Source organism: Photobacterium sp. Ph5 (assembly GCF_022129445.1).
Classification (GTDB): Bacteria; Pseudomonadota; Gammaproteobacteria; order Enterobacterales; family Vibrionaceae; genus Photobacterium.
In genome coordinates, this window is record NZ_JADQAQ010000044.1 from 1 (window position 1) to 18,431 (window position 18,431).

Sequence of the window (18,431 nt, forward strand, 5' to 3'; positions counted from 1 at the left end):
ATTTGGACATAAAAGACCCCCAATAATTGGTGTCCAACTATTGGGGGTCAGTTCAGATGTCGGCTTTTTTGTATCTCAAAACCCTTGACCTGTCTAAAGCTTCATAGTTTATAGTTCGCCTATCAATAAAGGGGAAAACTGCCATGTACCGTATTTCTGAATTAGCGCAAAAAGTGGGATTAAGTCGTTCCACATTACTCTATTACGAAAAGCTTAAGCTGATCACTGGCACACGCTTAAGCAATGGTTATCGAGGCTATACCGACAAAGATGTGCAACGGGTAAAACTGTTACAGCAACTGCAAGCAGGTGGGCTTTCATTGAAAGAGTGCCAATCCTGTTTAGATGCCCAAATCGATCGAGATCTGCTACTTCAACGGCTAAATATTCTGGATGAAGAAATCGCCCAAAAACAGAAAGCCCATGATTTGCTTTCTGCCATGCTGGGTATGAATTCAATGAAAGAATGGCATCAATCAATGGACTCAGCAGCACCCTCGGCTCACTTAGAATGGCTAATGAAGCAAGGTTTCAGTGAAAAACAAGCCTTACGATTAAAATGGCTATCAAAAGATATGAACGAACATGAGCAATACATGGCAGATTTTGAAGCGATCTTTGATGATTTAGAACGACTTGGCCCTAGTTGTGATGAAGACTCTCTAAAAGCACTTGAAACATTGCCCATTAAATCTGGTGAAGTGTTAGATATCGGCTGTGGTAAAGGTGTTGTTACTACCTTATTAGCTAAACATGGCGATTTTCATATCACTGCGTTAGATAACGATGAATATAACTTACGTTGTGTAACCGAAGTCGCCATTGAAAGCGGGCTTGAACATCGCATCACTACTGTTTGCGCCAGTATGACCACAATGCCTTTTGAAGAACAACATTTTGATGTGCTGTGGGCTGAAGGCAGTGCTTACATCATGGGGGTTGAGCAAGCACTTAAACAATGGAAACCATTTATTAAGGCTCATGGTTATTTGGTTATCAGTGACTTGGTGTGGTTAACCGATAATCCAAGCCAAGAAGCGGTCGATTTCTGGCAGCAAAACTATCCAGATATGACCACCAGCGAACATCGAGTCAAACAGATGCAGCAAGCAGGTTTTGAAGTAATCAACCAGTTTACCCAAAGTGATCAGTCATGGACAAACTACCTAGCACCATTACAAAACAAGATCGCTCAATTGGATAATCAGCATTTCACGTCCAATGCCATTAAAGATATTAAGAACGAAATCCATATTCATGAGCACTATTTAGGTCAATACGGCTATCAATTATTTGTATTAAAGAAAAAAGGTTAAACATGATCATTCGAGCAGAAAAAGATTCAGACATTACTGTGATTGAAACGCTAACTTACAGTGCATTTAAAGATCATCATCATCATGAACCGGGCGCAGAACCAACCGAGCACTTGATCGTTAACCGCCTACGAGATGCTAACACCTTAACACTATCGTTAGTCGCAGAGGTAAACAATCAAGTTATTGGTCATATCGCTTTCTCCCCAGTACTGATCAATGGTGAAGCTACAAACTGGTACGGTTTAGCACCTGTATCAGTATTGCCAGAGCAGCAAAACAAAAGGATTGGTAAAGCGTTAATTAACGAAGGATTAGCCCAGTTAAAAGAGCATGGTGCAGAAGGATTCGTACTATTAGGTGAGCCTGAATATTATGGTCTATTTGGTTTTAAAGCCCAACCAGAATTAACCCTAACAGGTGTGCCTGCTCAATACTTCTTAGCCCTGCCTATTAAAGATTCAATTCCGACAGGTGAAGTAAGCTATCACCTAGCGTTTTTTGAATAATACATTTAAAAGCCAACGTAGTGTCGGCTATTTATGTATAGCCAAAAGGTATCTATTATTTAATGCTTCCGTAAGAATATAATTATAAAAAATATTATTACTAACAACCTTACTTTTTCGAGTTTATTAAAACTCTTAACGACTTAACCTTAAAACGACCCTCTACTTTTTAGCAATCCACCTTATTATCTAATTATGAATAATGATAAATGCTATAAAAATCGAGTAATAAGAAAATAAATTCCAGAAAATGCGTTTTTTATTAATGAAACAGACAAAAATATAAAGCATAATTTTTGGTTATGGATTATCTAAATTTATGATTATATAGCATTACAATAAAGAGCAATAATGTACGCACAACTTAAAGAAAGATACTTTAAAATAGTCAGTTTCTTATAAAATTTTATATTTATTTGCTGATAATCGTCTTAAATCATCCAATATTTCTATCATGAATTTAAGTGGCTCACTCTTTTTATATCTTTATTAAAAATGCATATAAAAACAGGATACTCAATGAATAATTCAATACAAGTTAAACGCGACGACTACCTAGATAATATCAAATGGGTGTTGGCGGTATTGGTGATATTGCACCATAGTGCAGGCGCAGCAGGACTCGATCAAATAGGATTCAATTTGCCCCATGTTAAAGAATCGATGCAATATCAATATGGGGTTTTAAGCATATTTCAGAGTATCAACCAGTCATTTTTTATGTCACTGTTTTTCTTTATTTCTGCCTACTTCGTACTCCCCTCCTTTGAGCGTAAGGGGGCTGGGAAGTTTATGTTGGATAAGCTCAAGCGCCTTGGTATCCCAACCTTAATGACCCTATTTATAATCATTCCAATTGTATCTCTTGAACTTGCCACATCAAATCTTAAAGGCTTTTTCCTCAACGGTAATATTTCCTTAGGAGTCACCTGGTTCTGCTGGGCCTTGATCGTGTTTTGCGGGGTATTTACATTGTGCCGTACTGGCAGTCAAAAGGTTTACGTTGACAAGCCGTTTCCGGAACTATGGAAGATCTTGCTGTTTGCCGTGATAATGATTCCAGTCAATTTCTTTGGCTTGTATATGATGGAAGTACTGGGTAGCGATTTCTTTGGCTTTCAACTTCTTAAGTATTTTCCGATGTATATCAGCATGTTTTACTTTGGCATCTTAGCTTATAGGTATCAGTGGCTGGATAAGCTAGAGTTTAAACATGCTTTTTTCGGGATTCTGATGTGGATTGTCGCATTCGCATTCATCTCTCCGACAGCTTCCGGTTATGGCCTGAATGATGAAATGGTAGTTCATGGATTTACCATGATAGGGATGTCGATGTTTCTGCTCTATAGCTTCAAAATGCTATTCAATACTAAGGGACAATGGAGTTCAATCTTAGCCCGCACCGCTTTTGCGGCTTATGTGGTGCAGATTATCCCAATGAAGTTAACCGTAGACTTTTATCAATCTTTTATGACCCAAACACCCTTAATCAACTTTGTGGTCATTGCCATCCCCTCTGTGATCGGTTCTTTTACTATTGGCTATCTTATCTGCAAGACCCCCGTCCTAAAACGTATTTTCTGATCTAGCTAAACATGTGACTCTCATCTCGGTGATGGAGTCACAGCTAGTCGATCTTACTGGATATAGCATTTGGACTGTTTTTTTAGCTACGCCCCACTTATCACTACCAGTCTCGATGTTTACTTTTACTATGTATATGACTTAATGCGGTAGTCTCATTACAACCTACTGAGAATGGATGTTACGTATTTCTAAAATAGTTTAACCATGTTATCTGTTATCACATTGAAATAAAATGAGCGAGAAAGTTAGCACCCACTCAATTTACATCAACCATTACTAATAGAACTATTCAGGTTGAGATGGCGTTGCTGCTTCTGTTGCAGGTGCTGGTGTTGAAGAGGTTGGAGTATCAACCAAGGGGGCTGCTACATCTTGCTCAATTTGCGGTGCTGTTGATGAATCAGAATGAGTTTGTGACTCTACAACTGGCGCTGTATTTGTGGATTCTGGCGTTGAAGATGTTGGAGTATCAACTAAAGGCGCAGCTAAAGGAGTAGCGGCATCTTGTTGGGCTTGTGCCTCTGTAGGCTGTTCCGTTGTAACAGGAGTGCTTGATGGTGCATCGACGGCAGAGCATGACATCCCTAGAGTGGTTAATTTTTCAGCAAAGGCTTTCGCTTTTGCTTCACAGTAACCTACCTCATGTTTCGCATCCCACAATACAGCCGTACCATCTGGTTTAGTGTAGTGGACTTCACACGGTACTTTGCTATTTGGATTAGTATAAACAACTTCGATGACACGCTCGGAATGATCACTTTTACACACATACTTATCTTGTGCATGTGCCTGAAAAGCCAAAATAGATAGCGCAACCAATAATAGTGATTTCATTATATAACTCCCAAAATAGTCGTTGCTGAAGAGATGAAGATCTTATCTTATTCGCTAAACAATGACTTGAAGCTGAATATTTAACGCAATAGATGATTTTAATCTTCACTGTTAAATCAGTATAAGATCTCTGACGACGAGCATAGAATTTAATTCATCGTTTGTGTGATTGGATATTGCATTCATTTAACAACAATAATCTTAATACGACAGACAATAAAAAAGGCTCATTACGAGCCTTTAATTTTGATGACAAGAAATGCAATCACATAAAATTATTGATGCGCTGCTTTCTTCTCAATCACTTTTTCAAAATGGAAAAATGCTTCTTTAATACATTCTTCTAAATTTACGTTATGCGCTTTAGCACTAACTTTATGGAACACTTCTGTATCCATATTTAAATCAACCGCGTAACCAGTGTCTTCTTTAATAATATCAACATGAAGATGTTTAAATTCAGGATCGATAACCATCATCTTTTCAATATAGTCAGATACTACTGCTTTGATTGAATCAGTTAGTTCCATATGTTCGCATTTGATTTTTAAGCTCATGATACACCTCAGTAATTCTCTTAAATATCTGACACTGACTGTAAGCCTAAAAATAAAAAAAGTCTCATTCTAAAAAAGTAATATTAATACTCAAAAACCACTTAGCGTCACATTTATTCTTCAGGTAATACCCAATCCGGACGTGGGAAATGACAGGTATAACCATTCGGTCGATGGAGTAAATAATCTTGGTGCTCTGACTCTGCTTGCCAAAAATCACTCGCTGGCACGACTTCTGTTACTACCGTTCCCGGCCAAATTCCAGAAGCATTGATACGCTTAATTAAATCTTGGGCTGTGTCTTTTTGCGCCTCTGAAGTATAGAAAATCGCAGAGCGATAAGAAGTACCGATATCATTACCTTGGCGATTGGTTGTTGTTGGATCGTGAATTTGAAAGAAGTACGCCAAAATATTTTCAAAACTGGTTTGATCATCATCAAAGGTTATTTCAATGGCTTCAGCATGAGTACCATGATTAGGATAAGTTGCATTTGCCACATCACCACCCGTATAGCCTACACGCGTTGTAATCACCCCTGTTTGACGACGAATAAGATCTTGCATCCCCCAGAAACAGCCGCCAGCCAATATCGCTTTTTGTTCTGCCATCGTTAACTCCTTAGCTTTATTCAATCCCAATTCGTTATATACCCTATCAATAAATCGTTAGTGATGAACAGTATTTATGATTGGGAAAGAACTCAAAAACCAATCACTCGTACTCTCCCTCATAGAGTGGTAAAATCCTCGCCCCATTTTGCGATAGATTAAGCCATGTACGATTCCCTTTTTACTCCATTTCACTCATCGATTGAGGCTATCGCCTTACCTGAACGTTTTACTTATCCTTTTTGTTATAAACCACACCCACTTAGCGTGTTAGCCGCACAAGAGTTGCAACAGCACCTAGAAACACAAACCGAATGGCAACATGATTTTGGTTTTGATGGCTTAAATGAAGACAGTGATAACCATGCTATTGGCAACATGTTCGGTGTGTTAGTGGTACAAAACGAGCAAGGTGACATCGGTTATCTATCGGCATTTTCAGGCACTATCGCAGGGCAAACACAGTTACCCCATTTTGTGCCGCCTGTGTTTGATGCGCTTAACACCGTTCCTGAGATCCAAGCAATTAAACACGCGCTTACAGCACTAGAATCTGACATTGAATCTATTGCGTCTTCGCCTCAGTTCATTGCGCTGCAACAGCAATATACCCAAGCGAAAACACAAGCAGAGCAAGAGTCTGAAGCTTTTCGTTTACAGATGATTGAACAGCGAAAGCAGCGTAAATTGCAACGTAAATCTGCCGAACAAAGTGATGATGAAAGCTTTAAAACCGAAGAGTTTCATCGCTTAGCCCGTGAAAGCGCTTACGATAAACATCAACAAAAAGCATTGCGCCAACAGTGGCAACAAACGCTGCTATCACTGAGCGAACAACTTGAAACAGATACCACGGTGCTTACTGAACTGAAAGCTAAGCAAAGTAAATTAGCAGCACAGTTAGAACAAAGCATTAATAGCCAATACCGCTTTGTCGATCAGTTTGGAGAATATAAAGATCTCAATCAGTTATTTGATAAGCCATTACAAGGTGCGGGCGATTGCGCTATCGTCAAACTGCTTCAGTATGCGTTTAACCACCAATTAAAGCCGTTAGCGATGGCAAATTTCTGGTGGGGTAAGTCCCCAGCGCCACAAATGCTGAAACATAAATACTTTTATGAGGCCTCAAAAAACAAATGTGAGCCTATTTTAGCCCATATGATGTCTGGCATTGAGATAGACGAGAACCCACTAGAACAAAACCCAGCCGAAGGCAAAGAGCTAAGTATTGTTTATCAAGACGATGCGATGGTGATTGTTAATAAACCTGCGGAGTTCTTATCTGTACCCGGTAAAACCATTACCGATTCAGTATATAGCCGAATGCAAGCCATGTTCCCAGATAGCGATAGCCCGTTGATTGTCCATCGTTTAGATATGTCGACCTCTGGCTTAATCGTAATTGCTTTAACCAAAGATGCTCACAAAGCACTGCAAAAACAGTTTATTGAGCGCACTGTCGAAAAACGTTACGTTGCCCTATTAGAAGGCAACAGTGAAAATGATAGTGGGCAGATTGATTTTCCAATGCGGGTGGATTTAGATGATCGCCCTCGCCAAATCGTGTGTTACCAATACGGCAAGCCAGCACAAACCACATGGGAAGTGCTTGAACGTAAAAACGGTAGAACCAAGGTCTATTACTACCCGAAAACAGGTCGTACACATCAGCTTCGTGTCCATTCCGCCCATCTTAAAGGGATGAACATGCCTATTGTCGGTGATGATTTATACGGGCAAAAAGGCGATCGCTTATGCTTACATGCTCAATATTTAGCATTCAACCATCCGACGACTAACGAGCGTGTGGTGTTTGAAGTCGCTGAAGATTTTTAATGCCGGAATAACACCGAAAAAACGACAATGGCTGACTCATTTTTTATTATGTGTCAGCCTATTTTATTTCTTAATGAATCCATGTGCTGGCGTGAGCGCCTACAACGCTCAGAGCAATACTTCACTTCATCCCAACATTGTTGCCATTTCTTACGCCAAGTGAACGGACGCTGGCAAACGACACACACTTTACTGGGTAAATTGGATTTTTTGTGCATCTCTTTTTCTTATTTAATAAACTCAGTGCTATTACGTTTAAAACCGTTTATTCGATGTTATTTTCTGTAAAAATCATCCTTTCACTTCTTGATGCAACCAATCACGAAACACTTGTACTTTAGCTATATCAATTGATTCTGGCTTATACACCACAAAGTAAGCCAGTGGTGATTCAAATTGGATCTCTGGAAATAATCGTACTAACCGCCCAGCCGCTAAATCATCTTTCACCATTACACTGCGCGCTAATGCTATACCACTGCCATCAATGGCTGTTTGTAATACCGCCGCAGAGTTATTAATTTGAATGTTATGCGTTGGTTGATGATTAATGCCTGCTTTATTTAACCATGCCGACCAGGTTGGAAAGCCTGAGTCCTCATCCATAGACAGATCATGAATGAATGTTTGTTGTAATAATTGTCTTGGTTTTATCAAGCTATCTGCTTTTGCTAATAACTGTGGAGAACAAACGGGAAACACTTCCTCTTCCATTAATTTCTCTGCCACCAGCCCTTGCCAGTTTCCAGCGCCGTAACGCACACCAATATCGACGCGCTGAATAACAAAATCTATCGGTTTTAAATTAGTGTCTAACCGCACATCGCTTTCTGGACATAGCGCTTGAAAGCGATCAAGACGAGGTAATAACCATTTAGCAGCAAACGCTGGACTAACGGTCACGGTTAATATGCCGCTTGCAGGGCTTTGCTGAAGCAGCTCTAAACCTTGGGATAATTTATCAAACCCAGCACGAATTTCTGGCAATGCGCGTTCGGCGGTTTCTGTTGGCAGTAGTCGAATTTTACCACTGTTAGCGCGGTGAAATAACGGCGTTTCTAACCACTCTTCCAATGTTCTGACTAATTGCCCCACTGCCGCTGGCGTAACGTTTAGCTCTTCTGCTGCGGCAGAAAAACTTTGGTGGCGAGCACTGACTTCAAAGGCTTTTAATGCATTCAAATGTATCGGTAATTTCATATCGGTAAAGTTTTTCTTTATTGGTTTAACAGATTATCTCATTTGTCGAAATAGCTAATAACAACAAAAATATTAACATTTGCGATCAACTCAAGCCTAGCATGAAAGTTTTTCTTTTGTTGATAGTCAGTAGTTAAGAGAGCAAAGCAGAAGTACTGTGATGGCGGGCCATAATTAATCTCCCCTTTGAAGTTCACTGTCAGGACGATTTTTATTCACTATCGTCCTTTACTTAAACGTAAGAGGTCATCATGCAAATTAATACTGACTTTACTCGCCCTGTCACTATTCGAGGTGATCGTTACGATTGGGTGCCATCAACACAAACGGGCGTTGAACGCATGATGCTTGATCGTATTGGCGATGAAAAAGTACGTGCTACCACTATTGTTCGTTATGCCCCTCATTCTTCATTTCCTAGTCATGCCCATCCTGGGGGCGAAGAAATCTTAGTGCTATCAGGGACGTTTTCAGACAGCACGGGAGATTATCCTACAGGATGGTATTTGCGTAATCCTCCAGCATTTTCACACGCGCCTTTTAGCCATCAAGGCACGACAGTTTTTGTTAAATTATGGCAAATGCGCGACACCGAAAAAGACATACTGCGTGTAGATACTAATGATCCTACTAATTGGAAAGAAACAGAGGGTCGTGAAACATGCCCGTTATTTCGCAACCAATTTGAATCGGTCAGTTTGCAGAAAATCCCTGCTCTTAATGCTGTGTGTGATTTATCGCTCAATGACACAGAGATTTTAGTGGTTACTGGCTCTGTCAAACATGACGGGATCACTTACTCACAAGGTAGTTGGTTGCGTCTACCAAAAGGTTCAGCAGCAACCGTTACTACAGAAAAACAAGGTGCAACGGTGTTTATCAAACAAGGTGAATTTGCCAATATCGAAAATGAGGCTACATTATGACGGATAAAAAAATAGCCATAATTGGTGGCGGTTTAAGTGGCCTTTATGCCGCGTATTTGCTGGAGCAACAAGGGATCACAGATTATCTGTTATTAGAAGCCCGTGATAATTTGGGTGGCAGAATCCAATCTTTCACACCAAACAACACTGAAGCCAGCTTTGATCTGGGACCTGCATGGTTTTGGCCTGATATTCAACCTGAGTTTGCTCAGCTTATTAATGATTTTCAGTTAGACAGTTTTGCTCAATACGATACGGGAAACATGCTTGTAGAGCGTTCGTTATCTGAAACACCAAATAAAATTTCAGGCTTTGTCACAGAGCCGACTTCTATGCGCCTCACTCAAGGTATGAGCGGCTTAATTCAAACGATAAGTGAAAAACTCACTAACACTGATATTCATTGTTCGAAACAAGTGACGAAACTTGAGCGACAGGAAAACAGGGTTATCATCCACTACCACGATAGTCAAAATAACATCCAGAAAATGGCAACAAGTGATCATGTCTTGCTCGCACTGCCACCACGCTTAGTTATTGAGCACATTGAATTCTCGCCTTCGTTACCAGAAACACTTATTCAGCAATGGCAAAGTACAGCGACGTGGATGGCACCTCAGGCTAAATATATTGCTGTTTACGAGCGTCCATTTTGGCGAGAGCAACAGCTATCAGGCAGCGTACGCAGTATGGTTGGTCCTATGATTGAAATTCATGATGCGTCGCTAAGCACAGAGCCAAACTACGCCGCTTTATTCGGATTTATTGGTATCCCAGTACAGCAACGTAAAGACGTCGAGGAAGAGCAAATTAAAGCTTATTGCCAACAACAATTGGTACGTTTATTTGGCGAGCAAGCAGCGCAACCTAAAGCACACATGATAAAAGATTGGGCGCAAGATGCATTTACTGCCACAACGATGGATAGCCAAGAATTAAGCCATAACTTAGCGCCGCCTCGCTCTCCGATTAATAGCACTTGGTCGCAACACTTAACGGGCATTGCCAGTGAATGGGCAACGGAGTTTCCTGGTTATTTAGCTGGAGCAACAGAAGCCGCTGAGTTGGGGGTTGAACGGTACATGGCGCTATATGAAAAATAAGCGCCAAGACTGAGATCAAGCAAACTTTTTAAAGAAAATTGCGTAATGATTTATTACGCTTTTTTGACAAATTTCGCAGTGACCATCATGTCACCTGCACCATCAAGTTTACAGTCGAGTTGGTGATCTTTGCCTTCAACAATACGTTTAATAACTGCTTTAGTTCCAATTTTTAGCACCAGTGAACTGCCTTTGACTTTAAGATCTTTAATTAACGTGACCTTATCGCCCTCTTGCAATAATGTGCCATTAACATCTTTCACTACTATGGTTTCTTCCTCTGCAACTTCAGCAGGGTTCCATTCATAGGCACATTCAGGACATACTAGGCTCGCTTGATCTTGATACACATATTCAGATTGGCAGTTAGGGCACGCTGGTAAAGGCATAATCACAACTTCTTTCATCAATTAACAATACAATAGTGCGCATTATGTTAATAGTTATAGGTAACTATTACGAGTTTAATAACCCGTAATATCAAGTAAGTTAAAAATAGCAGCTAACATTGATTGTTACGGGTAACTTCAACACTCGCTTTAATCATCGTTAAATTTACTACTAATCCCACGCTTTTAGGATAATACGCTCATCACCATCACGACGTACCCAGCCATCTTTTTCCATTCTATTTGCTAATGGGATTGAGTATTTTCGGCTTAATTCTGTTCGATCTTTAATATCTCCCATCGATATACGATCTTGGGGCTGATGCTCTGCAATCACGGCTTTAACTAAATCAAGATATAAGCCCATATCGAAGTAAATAGTATCATCCAAAGCGGTAATATATTTTTGATGGCTGAGTTGTCTAAGCCACTTTTTACCACCAGCAACCGTTACTTTATTCAGCTCCAGCCCTGCTTTACCTAACCCGCGTATTTGTTGAAGGATCTCTTGTGCTGCAGGAGGTAATTCATCTTCGTTATCACCTTGCCCTAAGCACCATTTTCCATAACTAACATGTACTTTTTCTTGCAGCTTTAATGGCTGCATTAAGGTATCAATCACCGCTTCATTCATACGTAGACGTGTTGCTATTTCGGCTGATGCCATTGAGATCCCAGCAGACAGTAACGTCTGTATTTGTATAAAACTGTCAGCTAACCAACTCTCATCAAAGCAATAAGGCGCTAAATAAGTTTGACCTTGTGCCGGTTCAAAACCAGCTTCAGTCGTTTCAAAGTAACCTTGTAGTGCGAGTAACATCTCACGTTGTGATTCAGGCTTTAAAAGCGCAGGTAAATTATCTAATGCTTGGTATAAACGACGTTTTTGATAACCCATAACAGGTGTTGACCACACAATTTCAGCACCGTGTTGTAGACCACAGCCACCTTTTTGGATCATTGCTAAACGTTGCCCAAAAATCATTGGGATGGACTTTTCAAAGGTTAGTCGTGCTAATTGGGTATTCGGGATATAACTTAGCAATGCCGAACCATGCCAAGTTCCCATTGCGACTTCAACATGACGTTGTTTACGTTGCTTGAGTTTATCTGCCGTCTTATTAATACGAACTATGCACTGACTATGTAATGGTGGAGTTATTGTCGCAGACGTTAATAAGTGACCTCGCCCTACCTCTTTACGGCTAATCCCTTTAACATTCACAGCGACACGACAGGTTGCAGACAACTGTTGATGTTGTTGATGATAAGCTTGCAGAGAGCGAACAGTCCCCATGATATTACTTGGAAAACAGCGAACCTTATCACCAATACTCAGCGTTCCCTGTGCCAATGTTCCTGTAAGTACAGTTCCCATGCCATTTACGACAAAAGAGCGATCGATATACATTATTGGGGCTACAACCTGATCACCTGCAACGTCCGCTAATGCGTTACGATCAATATTGGCTTTAACAGCCTCAATCAGTAGATCACGTAACGCAGGAATGTTGTCATTTTTTAATGCTGATACGCTGATAATTTCAGGTAATAGTCCAGTCATCTCCATCACATTGTCTAGCGCTTGATCTTCTACTTCCCCAAGTTGCTCTGCCGTAACTTTATCGCGCTTGTTAATACACACGACGATATCTTCTATTCCCATCGCATGTGCAACTTGTAAATGTGAGGTGGTCATTGGCATCCACCCTTCATCTGCCGCTATAACCAGCAATAGCACGTTAAGGTGCCACACACCTGACACCATATTACGTAGATAACGCTCATGCCCCGGGACATCCACAACACCAATGGTATTATTGTTATCGTCTTTAAAATAGGCAAAACCCAAATCCTGTGTCATCCCTAACTGTTGTTCATGTGGACGCGCAGTAACAATACCTGTGAGTGCTTCAATTAAAGCGGTTTTACCGTGATCAACATGACCAGCCAAACCGATAACAGCTTGATATTTTTCTACATTATGAGGCTGTGAGACCATTACTACGACCTAATTGAAGTTAATAATATTTAATATTGAGACAAAATAATAATTGTTACGTATGTTGAGGCATGAATACGCAATAATTAATTTATAAACATTTATCATCAAATTCTAGAGGTGATAATAATAAACTTTCGGAGATCAGTAATTGACTAGTATCAACTTGCATAACAAACTAATATCAAGCTTTTACTTTAATAATGTAATTTTGCTTTCATCTGTATGATATTTATTCTTATCTATATACAAGCAATAAAAAGCCCCGCTTATTGCAGGGCCAGATTCAATTTTAAACTTTTATCTAATCACATTATTATCTTTCATATTAGTGATTAATATTCCCGTTAATTCATCAATGATATTATTCATATCTGTTGGATCAACAGACTCTGACGATGTTGACCAAATAGGGTTATGACTTTGTGTATCAAATAAGGTGAATTCAACGTTTACAAATTCATAAGAAACAGAATAACTATCATCATAAATATAACTATAAGACGTATTATAGTAACTGTTAAAACTAATACCTCGGTTATAACTATATCCAGTATTTCCTGGATATCTAACTTCTTTATCTTCAATGTTTATCAATTTTGCAACAAAAACAGTTTGCGTAGTATGTTTTTTCACATAGGCTGCGATGTCGCTTTTAGACGGTAACTCATTAGGAAAAACTTGCGAACTCGGGATCGCATTGACCCCATGAGCTTGTAATTGTTTAACCATATCATCTTCAAAGATCCTCCTAACACGTAAGTTATCAGACATAGCAACAACCATCGTGCTTTTTATTGGAAACTTTGTATACGACGTATCCACCCAAGATGAAGTTAAATTACTTGAGGAACACGCTGTTAATAGACTGCTTAATAATAAAATAATTAGATAACGCATAATACATCCCTTAACTTATGTCCTAAAATTAACAATAGTACAGGGATAGGAGAAATCAATTATGATACGGCTATTATTACCAGCTTTAGTTTTATTCTCTGGCTGTTCTTCTAATATTTTAGAAAATAGTAAAAACACAGAGATTAATAACAAAACACTAGAAGTAAAACCATCAAAATTTAATGTTACTAACTCTTCTCACCCACAGCAAAGCTCTTTGCAAGATCTTATTAGAAAAATTGAAAGTAATAATACTTATGCAGTTGAAAAATCGGCATATATTTTAGATGTAAAAAAATTAGCAGAGTATGACCCTAACGCTATGACCTATATTGCTTCACTCTATAGAAAGGGAAAGTTATTACCTTTATCATCTCATAAAGCTCGAGAGTATTATAAAAAGGCAGCAGAGCATGATCATATACTCGCGCGCTATTACTACGCATTAATGCTTATTGATGGTGAAGGTGGCGATAGCGATCATCTTGAAGCTGAACAGTTATTATTTATTAATCATTCGCAAGATCATGCCACCTCTTCTTATTCTCTTGCTTATCTTTATTTTATTAATGATGAATATAAAAATACTATTGACATTTTGGAAGGAGATAATATTAAAAAAAACAAAGAAAATGAATATTTACTCGCAATTTCATACCTTCAAGCTAATAAAAACATCGATAGAGCTATTGCACTTTTACATTCATCCGCAAATAAAAATCATCTTTATTCACACCATACATTAGGGAAAATTTATCGCTTCGGTTCACACAACGTTAATGCGGATCTAAATAAAAGCTACTACCACTTCTCTCAAGCAGCAAAAGATAATAATGCTAAAGCACTTTATCAACTCGCAACACTCGGATTCACTTATCCATTTTTAATCCATAATAACTACGATATAGCTTTAAAGCAGTTAACTTTATCGGCAGAAAAACACTATGAACCAGCAATTTTTAAGTTGGCTAAATTATATGACCAAGGTTATCAAATTAAACAAAACTATGAACTAGCTTTTCATTGGTACAAAATTTCTGCTGATTATGGTAATAACAAAGCGATGTATAATTTGGCCAGTATGTATGCTAACGGTGATGGCGTACCTGAATCTTATAACGATGCTGAATATTGGTTAAGAAAATCAGCAGAAAACGGTAATCAACATGCAAAAACGTTATTAGACCCATAATCAATGATTTTATTATCCACTGTTTTTTACTCACATCATCCATTTTGATTTAAATAAAAAAAACTTGCTTGATCAATTATAATCAAGCAAGTGTTTCCGTTAACAACAACGAAAATCTTTATAATAGCTATTTGTCTATTTTTATACCAAACGTCAGCGTTTCTGAATCTCCCGGTACAACAGTTGCAACTGAACCAATAATCGCCCCTTGACCACCATTTGTAACCGGTGATATCACCCCACCAGTCGCTGTAAATAGTGGAATAGTACCTGGAAGTACCAAGAAGCTAGTAAACGCTGGCGTTGCATCTTTTATCTCAACATTCAATGCATTTTTAATACCAACATTGGATGCAGTAAGTTGATAAATAATACATATCCCAGGTTCAGCGGAAATATTATCAGTGGTGAACGGCCCATCGGCAGTGCCATCACATAATGCATCAACAGCCTGTGTTTTCGTTACATTCATATTGGTATTCGATACTTTGGTCGTGTTTTGTAGAGTAATTGGGCCACAAGGTACTGTCGCCGTAAGCGTCGTGATATTCGTTATACCTTCTGGAGCATTACTTGGCGAAAACACCTTTATAAAAAAGATTTGACTCGCTTTACCGGCTAAGGAAGCAATGGATGTAATCGGGGTATCATTACTCGATAATTCTAAATCGCCATCAGTATCTTCATAAACGATAGAAGTAAATCCAGTCAAACTATCTGTAATAGTAAAGTTGATATTCGCAATAGGATCATTACTCGTATTATTTATTGTATGTTTATATATCGCCACGCCTTCTGACGCAATCGTTTGGCTAGAATCTGAAACTAAACCAACACAAAAACCACTATTATCAACAGTTACTGCATCATATTTAGTATCACTGACACCCGTTGTTGCAGAGGATGCTTTGAAATAAATAGATTGAGTCATAGTTATTGCGTCTGCAGGCACAGTCACATCTGCATAAAAAACTTTTGCTTCATCAGGTAAAACCACCGCTATATCAGTAATCGGTGAATCATTCTCATCTTTAAATTCCACTACCCATCCGTCAGGTAAGACACCAGCATTAAAATCAGTGCTGCTATAAGAAAATTGATAACCATCCGGAATATTAGAAGTATTTGTTATATATAAAGTAAACCGCGTTGTTTCACCTGGAATTGCAACATTTGTGGTTACTGGTGTTGCTTCTGCACCAGCACCGAAACCGCAATTATCACTAACCTCATTACAATTGTCTTCTGATGTCGTCGCTGTATTTGCTCTAAAGTTATTTGTTAAATCAACGGTACTGGCTTCAATTGTTCCTAGCTCATCTTTAACAATATTAGTTACAGCCGTGTCATTAGAAGATGTTGCTCGTTTAATAACTTCATAACTCCCACCTCCTGAAACATTCGGTGGTAGCGTCGCAACAAGGATCACTTTATAACCACAATGGCCGTCACTATCAGAAACTTGATAAACTCTACATGCGGAATTCTTTGCAGGGATCAAACCCGTATCAGGATTTTCATTTCCATCAGTATCAACAAGTGGAGTTACACCATCACTTTTGTATAAGAAAAAGCTTGTTCCTGTAGGAAATGTTGATGACTCATAAGTAATATTGAATGTATCTTCAGAATTACCGGTATTCCATATGTAATTGGTAAAAGCAACGCGTTCGCCTTGTTTCGCTGTTGGTATGCTTACAACTTCATGATTGCTATCATCATCACCATCACAATTGTTATCGGTACCGACATCACAGCCCCCATTATTAGCAATTACGCCATAATTAGGATTAACTCTAAATGGAACAATATTAGTATTTGTTGTTTCTTTCTCACCGATATCAACTTGACCACTATCGTCAGCATCAAAACCATACACACCTTGGTTATATAATGTTGTCGCTTCTAGATCGCTGGCGATCATCACTTCAAAAGAAATCGTTGCAGAAGCCCCAGAAGCTAGGCCGTCCATCGTAAACTCAACAATGTCGTTATTAGGACACCCCGTATTTGATGCTATGCACGTGGTAAAAGATAAATCAGAAGTACCATCGGTTCCATTACCTGCCGAAGTACTTCCCGAAGCGGTTAATTCTGTTCCTGAAACACTCCAATTGACGGCGCCATGAAACTTCATGCCTTCAGGCAATATATCTTTCAAAATAACACCATTGGTATTTGCCGGATCCATATCCGTTAAACCAACATTTTCATATATGAATGTAATAATATAAGGTCCACTAGGCGAAGCGCCATTATCAGCACTAATAGACTTACCAATTTCAATAATAGGTAAATCTGTCACGGTTACTGTATCAATATTCGATTCGGTATCGACACCTGTTGACGATACTGGTAATCCATCAACATCAGCACCTTGACTTGTTGCTTTAATGGTTAATGAATCGCTATCACCGATACCCGCTCCTGAATCAATATCTGCGACAATTACAAATGAAAATGTTTCATTTGGTGCTAATGGGCCAACAATAGTTGTACCAGGAACAATAGAATCACCGACATCAGCAACACCATCTTTAGGGCTCATGTCTGGATAAATTGTCGCACTACTAATTACTGTTGCTGGCAATGTTAGATCTAGTTTATAAGTATCAGTGACATTACCGGTATTAGTTAATACATGAGTAAAAATCACTTGCCCACCAGGTGCACCTAACTTCGATTGCGTTGTTGTTAATGTCATTGCAACTACAGGTTGAACAAGGGTTTCAACTAAATTAGACGTTGTACTTCGGTCGATACCCGCACTGTCTTTATATGTTGCCCCCGCTTGGTTTTTTATCACTGTACCTGATTCAGTCAGCGCGACAGCGCAAAAGCTAAATACTAGTGATACCGTAAGAATAAATGGTAAAAGTAACCTGTAGAAAACATTCATATGACGATCCTCGCCTATTATAAGCTATTTACTTTATTCATCATGATAGGCTCTGATGGTAAAGCCTTTGGATCAAAATAAAGATCAACGGGGTTATGATTAGCATCGAGTAATACAAGCTGAGTACGACGATTCGCCCTATTTTTCTGCCTATCTTTAGTATTTACATATAATTCTGACTCTCCTGTACCAATTAACACTATTCGTGTTTGTGCAATGCCTTTCGCTTGCAATGCCTTGCCCACAGTGATTGAGCGCCTTAATGAGAGTTCATTATTGTAAGAATCAGTACCATATGGATCAGCTGAACCAATGATGGCGATACTATATTCAGGGTAGTCTTTTAATATTTTCGCTACACGTACCACTTTATCTTTTTCAGATATTGCTATATCAGATTTATTAAAATCAAAATTAATCACGCTTGGCCAAAGTAATGCTGTAAATTCTGGGCAAGATTTTTGGCATGCTAATTTTCCATAATCTGCATATATTACTCTGTCACTTACACATCCACTGACAAAGGCACTAACAAGCAATATAAATAGGATAACTTTCATTATTTAC

At 38.9% G+C, this 18,431-nt stretch carries 17 protein-coding genes; 7 read left to right on the forward strand and 10 right to left on the reverse strand.

What is annotated here, in order from left to right:
* Positions 1-143 precede the first annotated feature (143 nt).
* The 3 genes from I3259_RS15490 to I3259_RS15500 all read left to right on the forward strand — a co-directional run bounded on the left by I3259_RS15490 (position 144) and on the right by I3259_RS15500 (position 3,409).
* Entirely contained in the window at positions 144-1,316 is a 1,173-nt protein-coding gene (locus tag I3259_RS15490) for a MerR family transcriptional regulator (protein WP_238030457.1), read from the forward strand.
* Positions 1,317-1,318: 2 nt separating this feature from the next.
* Entirely contained in the window at positions 1,319-1,825 is a 507-nt protein-coding gene (locus I3259_RS15495; protein ID WP_238030458.1) for an N-acetyltransferase, read from the forward strand.
* A gap of 519 nt (positions 1,826-2,344) precedes the next feature.
* Positions 2,345-3,409: an acyltransferase gene (locus I3259_RS15500; RefSeq protein WP_238030459.1), complete on the forward strand. Its 1,065-nt coding sequence runs from the start codon at positions 2,345-2,347 to the stop codon at positions 3,407-3,409.
* Between the two features lie 288 nt (positions 3,410-3,697).
* Here I3259_RS15500 and I3259_RS15505 read toward each other — a convergent pair whose 3' ends face one another.
* The 3 genes from I3259_RS15505 to msrA form a co-directional block, all read right to left on the reverse strand.
* The gene (locus tag I3259_RS15505; protein ID WP_238030460.1) at positions 3,698-4,246 is read right to left on the reverse strand and encodes a hypothetical protein; all 549 of its coding nucleotides are present in this window, start codon (positions 4,244-4,246) and stop codon (positions 3,698-3,700) included.
* A 275-nt stretch (positions 4,247-4,521) separates the two neighbouring features.
* Complete coding sequence (locus I3259_RS15510) at positions 4,522-4,803, reverse strand: HPF/RaiA family ribosome-associated protein (protein WP_238030461.1); 282 nt, start codon at positions 4,801-4,803, stop codon at positions 4,522-4,524.
* A gap of 113 nt (positions 4,804-4,916) precedes the next feature.
* On the reverse strand, positions 4,917-5,414 hold the full coding sequence (gene msrA / locus I3259_RS15515) for a peptide-methionine (S)-S-oxide reductase MsrA (protein ID WP_238030463.1): 498 nt from the start codon (positions 5,412-5,414) through the stop codon (positions 4,917-4,919).
* Positions 5,415-5,579: 165 nt separating this feature from the next.
* Here msrA and I3259_RS15520 point away from each other — a divergent pair, with 165 nt between their 5' ends.
* Entirely contained in the window at positions 5,580-7,253 is a 1,674-nt protein-coding gene (locus I3259_RS15520; protein WP_238030465.1) for an RluA family pseudouridine synthase, read from the forward strand.
* A 53-nt stretch (positions 7,254-7,306) separates the two neighbouring features.
* Here I3259_RS15520 and I3259_RS15525 read toward each other — a convergent pair whose 3' ends face one another.
* Complete coding sequence (locus I3259_RS15525; RefSeq protein WP_238030467.1) at positions 7,307-7,471, reverse strand: DUF2256 domain-containing protein; 165 nt, start codon at positions 7,469-7,471, stop codon at positions 7,307-7,309.
* A 73-nt stretch (positions 7,472-7,544) separates the two neighbouring features.
* On the reverse strand, positions 7,545-8,453 hold the full coding sequence (gcvA, locus tag I3259_RS15530; RefSeq protein WP_238030469.1) for a transcriptional regulator GcvA: 909 nt from the start codon (positions 8,451-8,453) through the stop codon (positions 7,545-7,547).
* A gap of 251 nt (positions 8,454-8,704) precedes the next feature.
* On the opposite strand from gcvA, the gene I3259_RS15535 reads away from it, so the two are divergent.
* A complete protein-coding gene (locus tag I3259_RS15535) occupies positions 8,705-9,379 on the forward strand; it encodes a cupin domain-containing protein (RefSeq protein WP_238030470.1) in 675 nt (224 codons plus the stop codon).
* Complete coding sequence (locus I3259_RS15540; protein ID WP_238030472.1) at positions 9,376-10,482, forward strand: FAD-dependent oxidoreductase; 1,107 nt, start codon at positions 9,376-9,378, stop codon at positions 10,480-10,482. Before I3259_RS15535 ends, I3259_RS15540 begins: the two co-directional genes overlap by 4 nt.
* 53 nt (positions 10,483-10,535) lie before the next feature.
* On the opposite strand, the gene I3259_RS15545 is transcribed toward I3259_RS15540, so the two are convergent.
* From I3259_RS15545 to I3259_RS15555, 3 genes are all read right to left on the reverse strand, one after another.
* Positions 10,536-10,871, reverse strand: coding sequence for a zinc ribbon domain-containing protein YjdM (locus I3259_RS15545; protein ID WP_238030474.1), 336 nt, complete (start codon positions 10,869-10,871; stop codon positions 10,536-10,538).
* 172 nt (positions 10,872-11,043) lie between these two features.
* Entirely contained in the window at positions 11,044-12,873 is a 1,830-nt protein-coding gene (locus I3259_RS15550) for a SelB C-terminal domain-containing protein (protein ID WP_238030475.1), read from the reverse strand.
* 300 nt (positions 12,874-13,173) lie between these two features.
* Positions 13,174-13,647: a hypothetical protein gene (locus tag I3259_RS15555; protein ID WP_238030476.1), complete on the reverse strand. Its 474-nt coding sequence runs from the start codon at positions 13,645-13,647 to the stop codon at positions 13,174-13,176.
* A gap of 187 nt (positions 13,648-13,834) precedes the next feature.
* Here I3259_RS15555 and I3259_RS15560 point away from each other — a divergent pair, with 187 nt between their 5' ends.
* Positions 13,835-14,965, forward strand: a complete 1,131-nt coding sequence (locus tag I3259_RS15560; RefSeq protein ID WP_238030477.1) for a hypothetical protein — start codon at positions 13,835-13,837, stop codon at positions 14,963-14,965.
* A 127-nt stretch (positions 14,966-15,092) separates the two neighbouring features.
* Here I3259_RS15560 and I3259_RS15565 read toward each other — a convergent pair whose 3' ends face one another.
* Both I3259_RS15565 and I3259_RS15570 read right to left on the reverse strand, forming a co-directional pair.
* A complete protein-coding gene (locus tag I3259_RS15565) occupies positions 15,093-17,864 on the reverse strand; it encodes a hypothetical protein (protein ID WP_238030479.1) in 2,772 nt (923 codons plus the stop codon).
* Positions 17,865-17,881: 17 nt separating this feature from the next.
* Positions 17,882-18,424 carry an OmpA family protein gene (locus I3259_RS15570; RefSeq protein WP_238030480.1) on the reverse strand — a complete coding sequence of 181 codons (543 nt, stop codon included), beginning with the start codon at positions 18,422-18,424 and terminating at the stop codon, positions 17,882-17,884.
* Between the last annotated feature and the right edge of the window lie 7 nt (positions 18,425-18,431).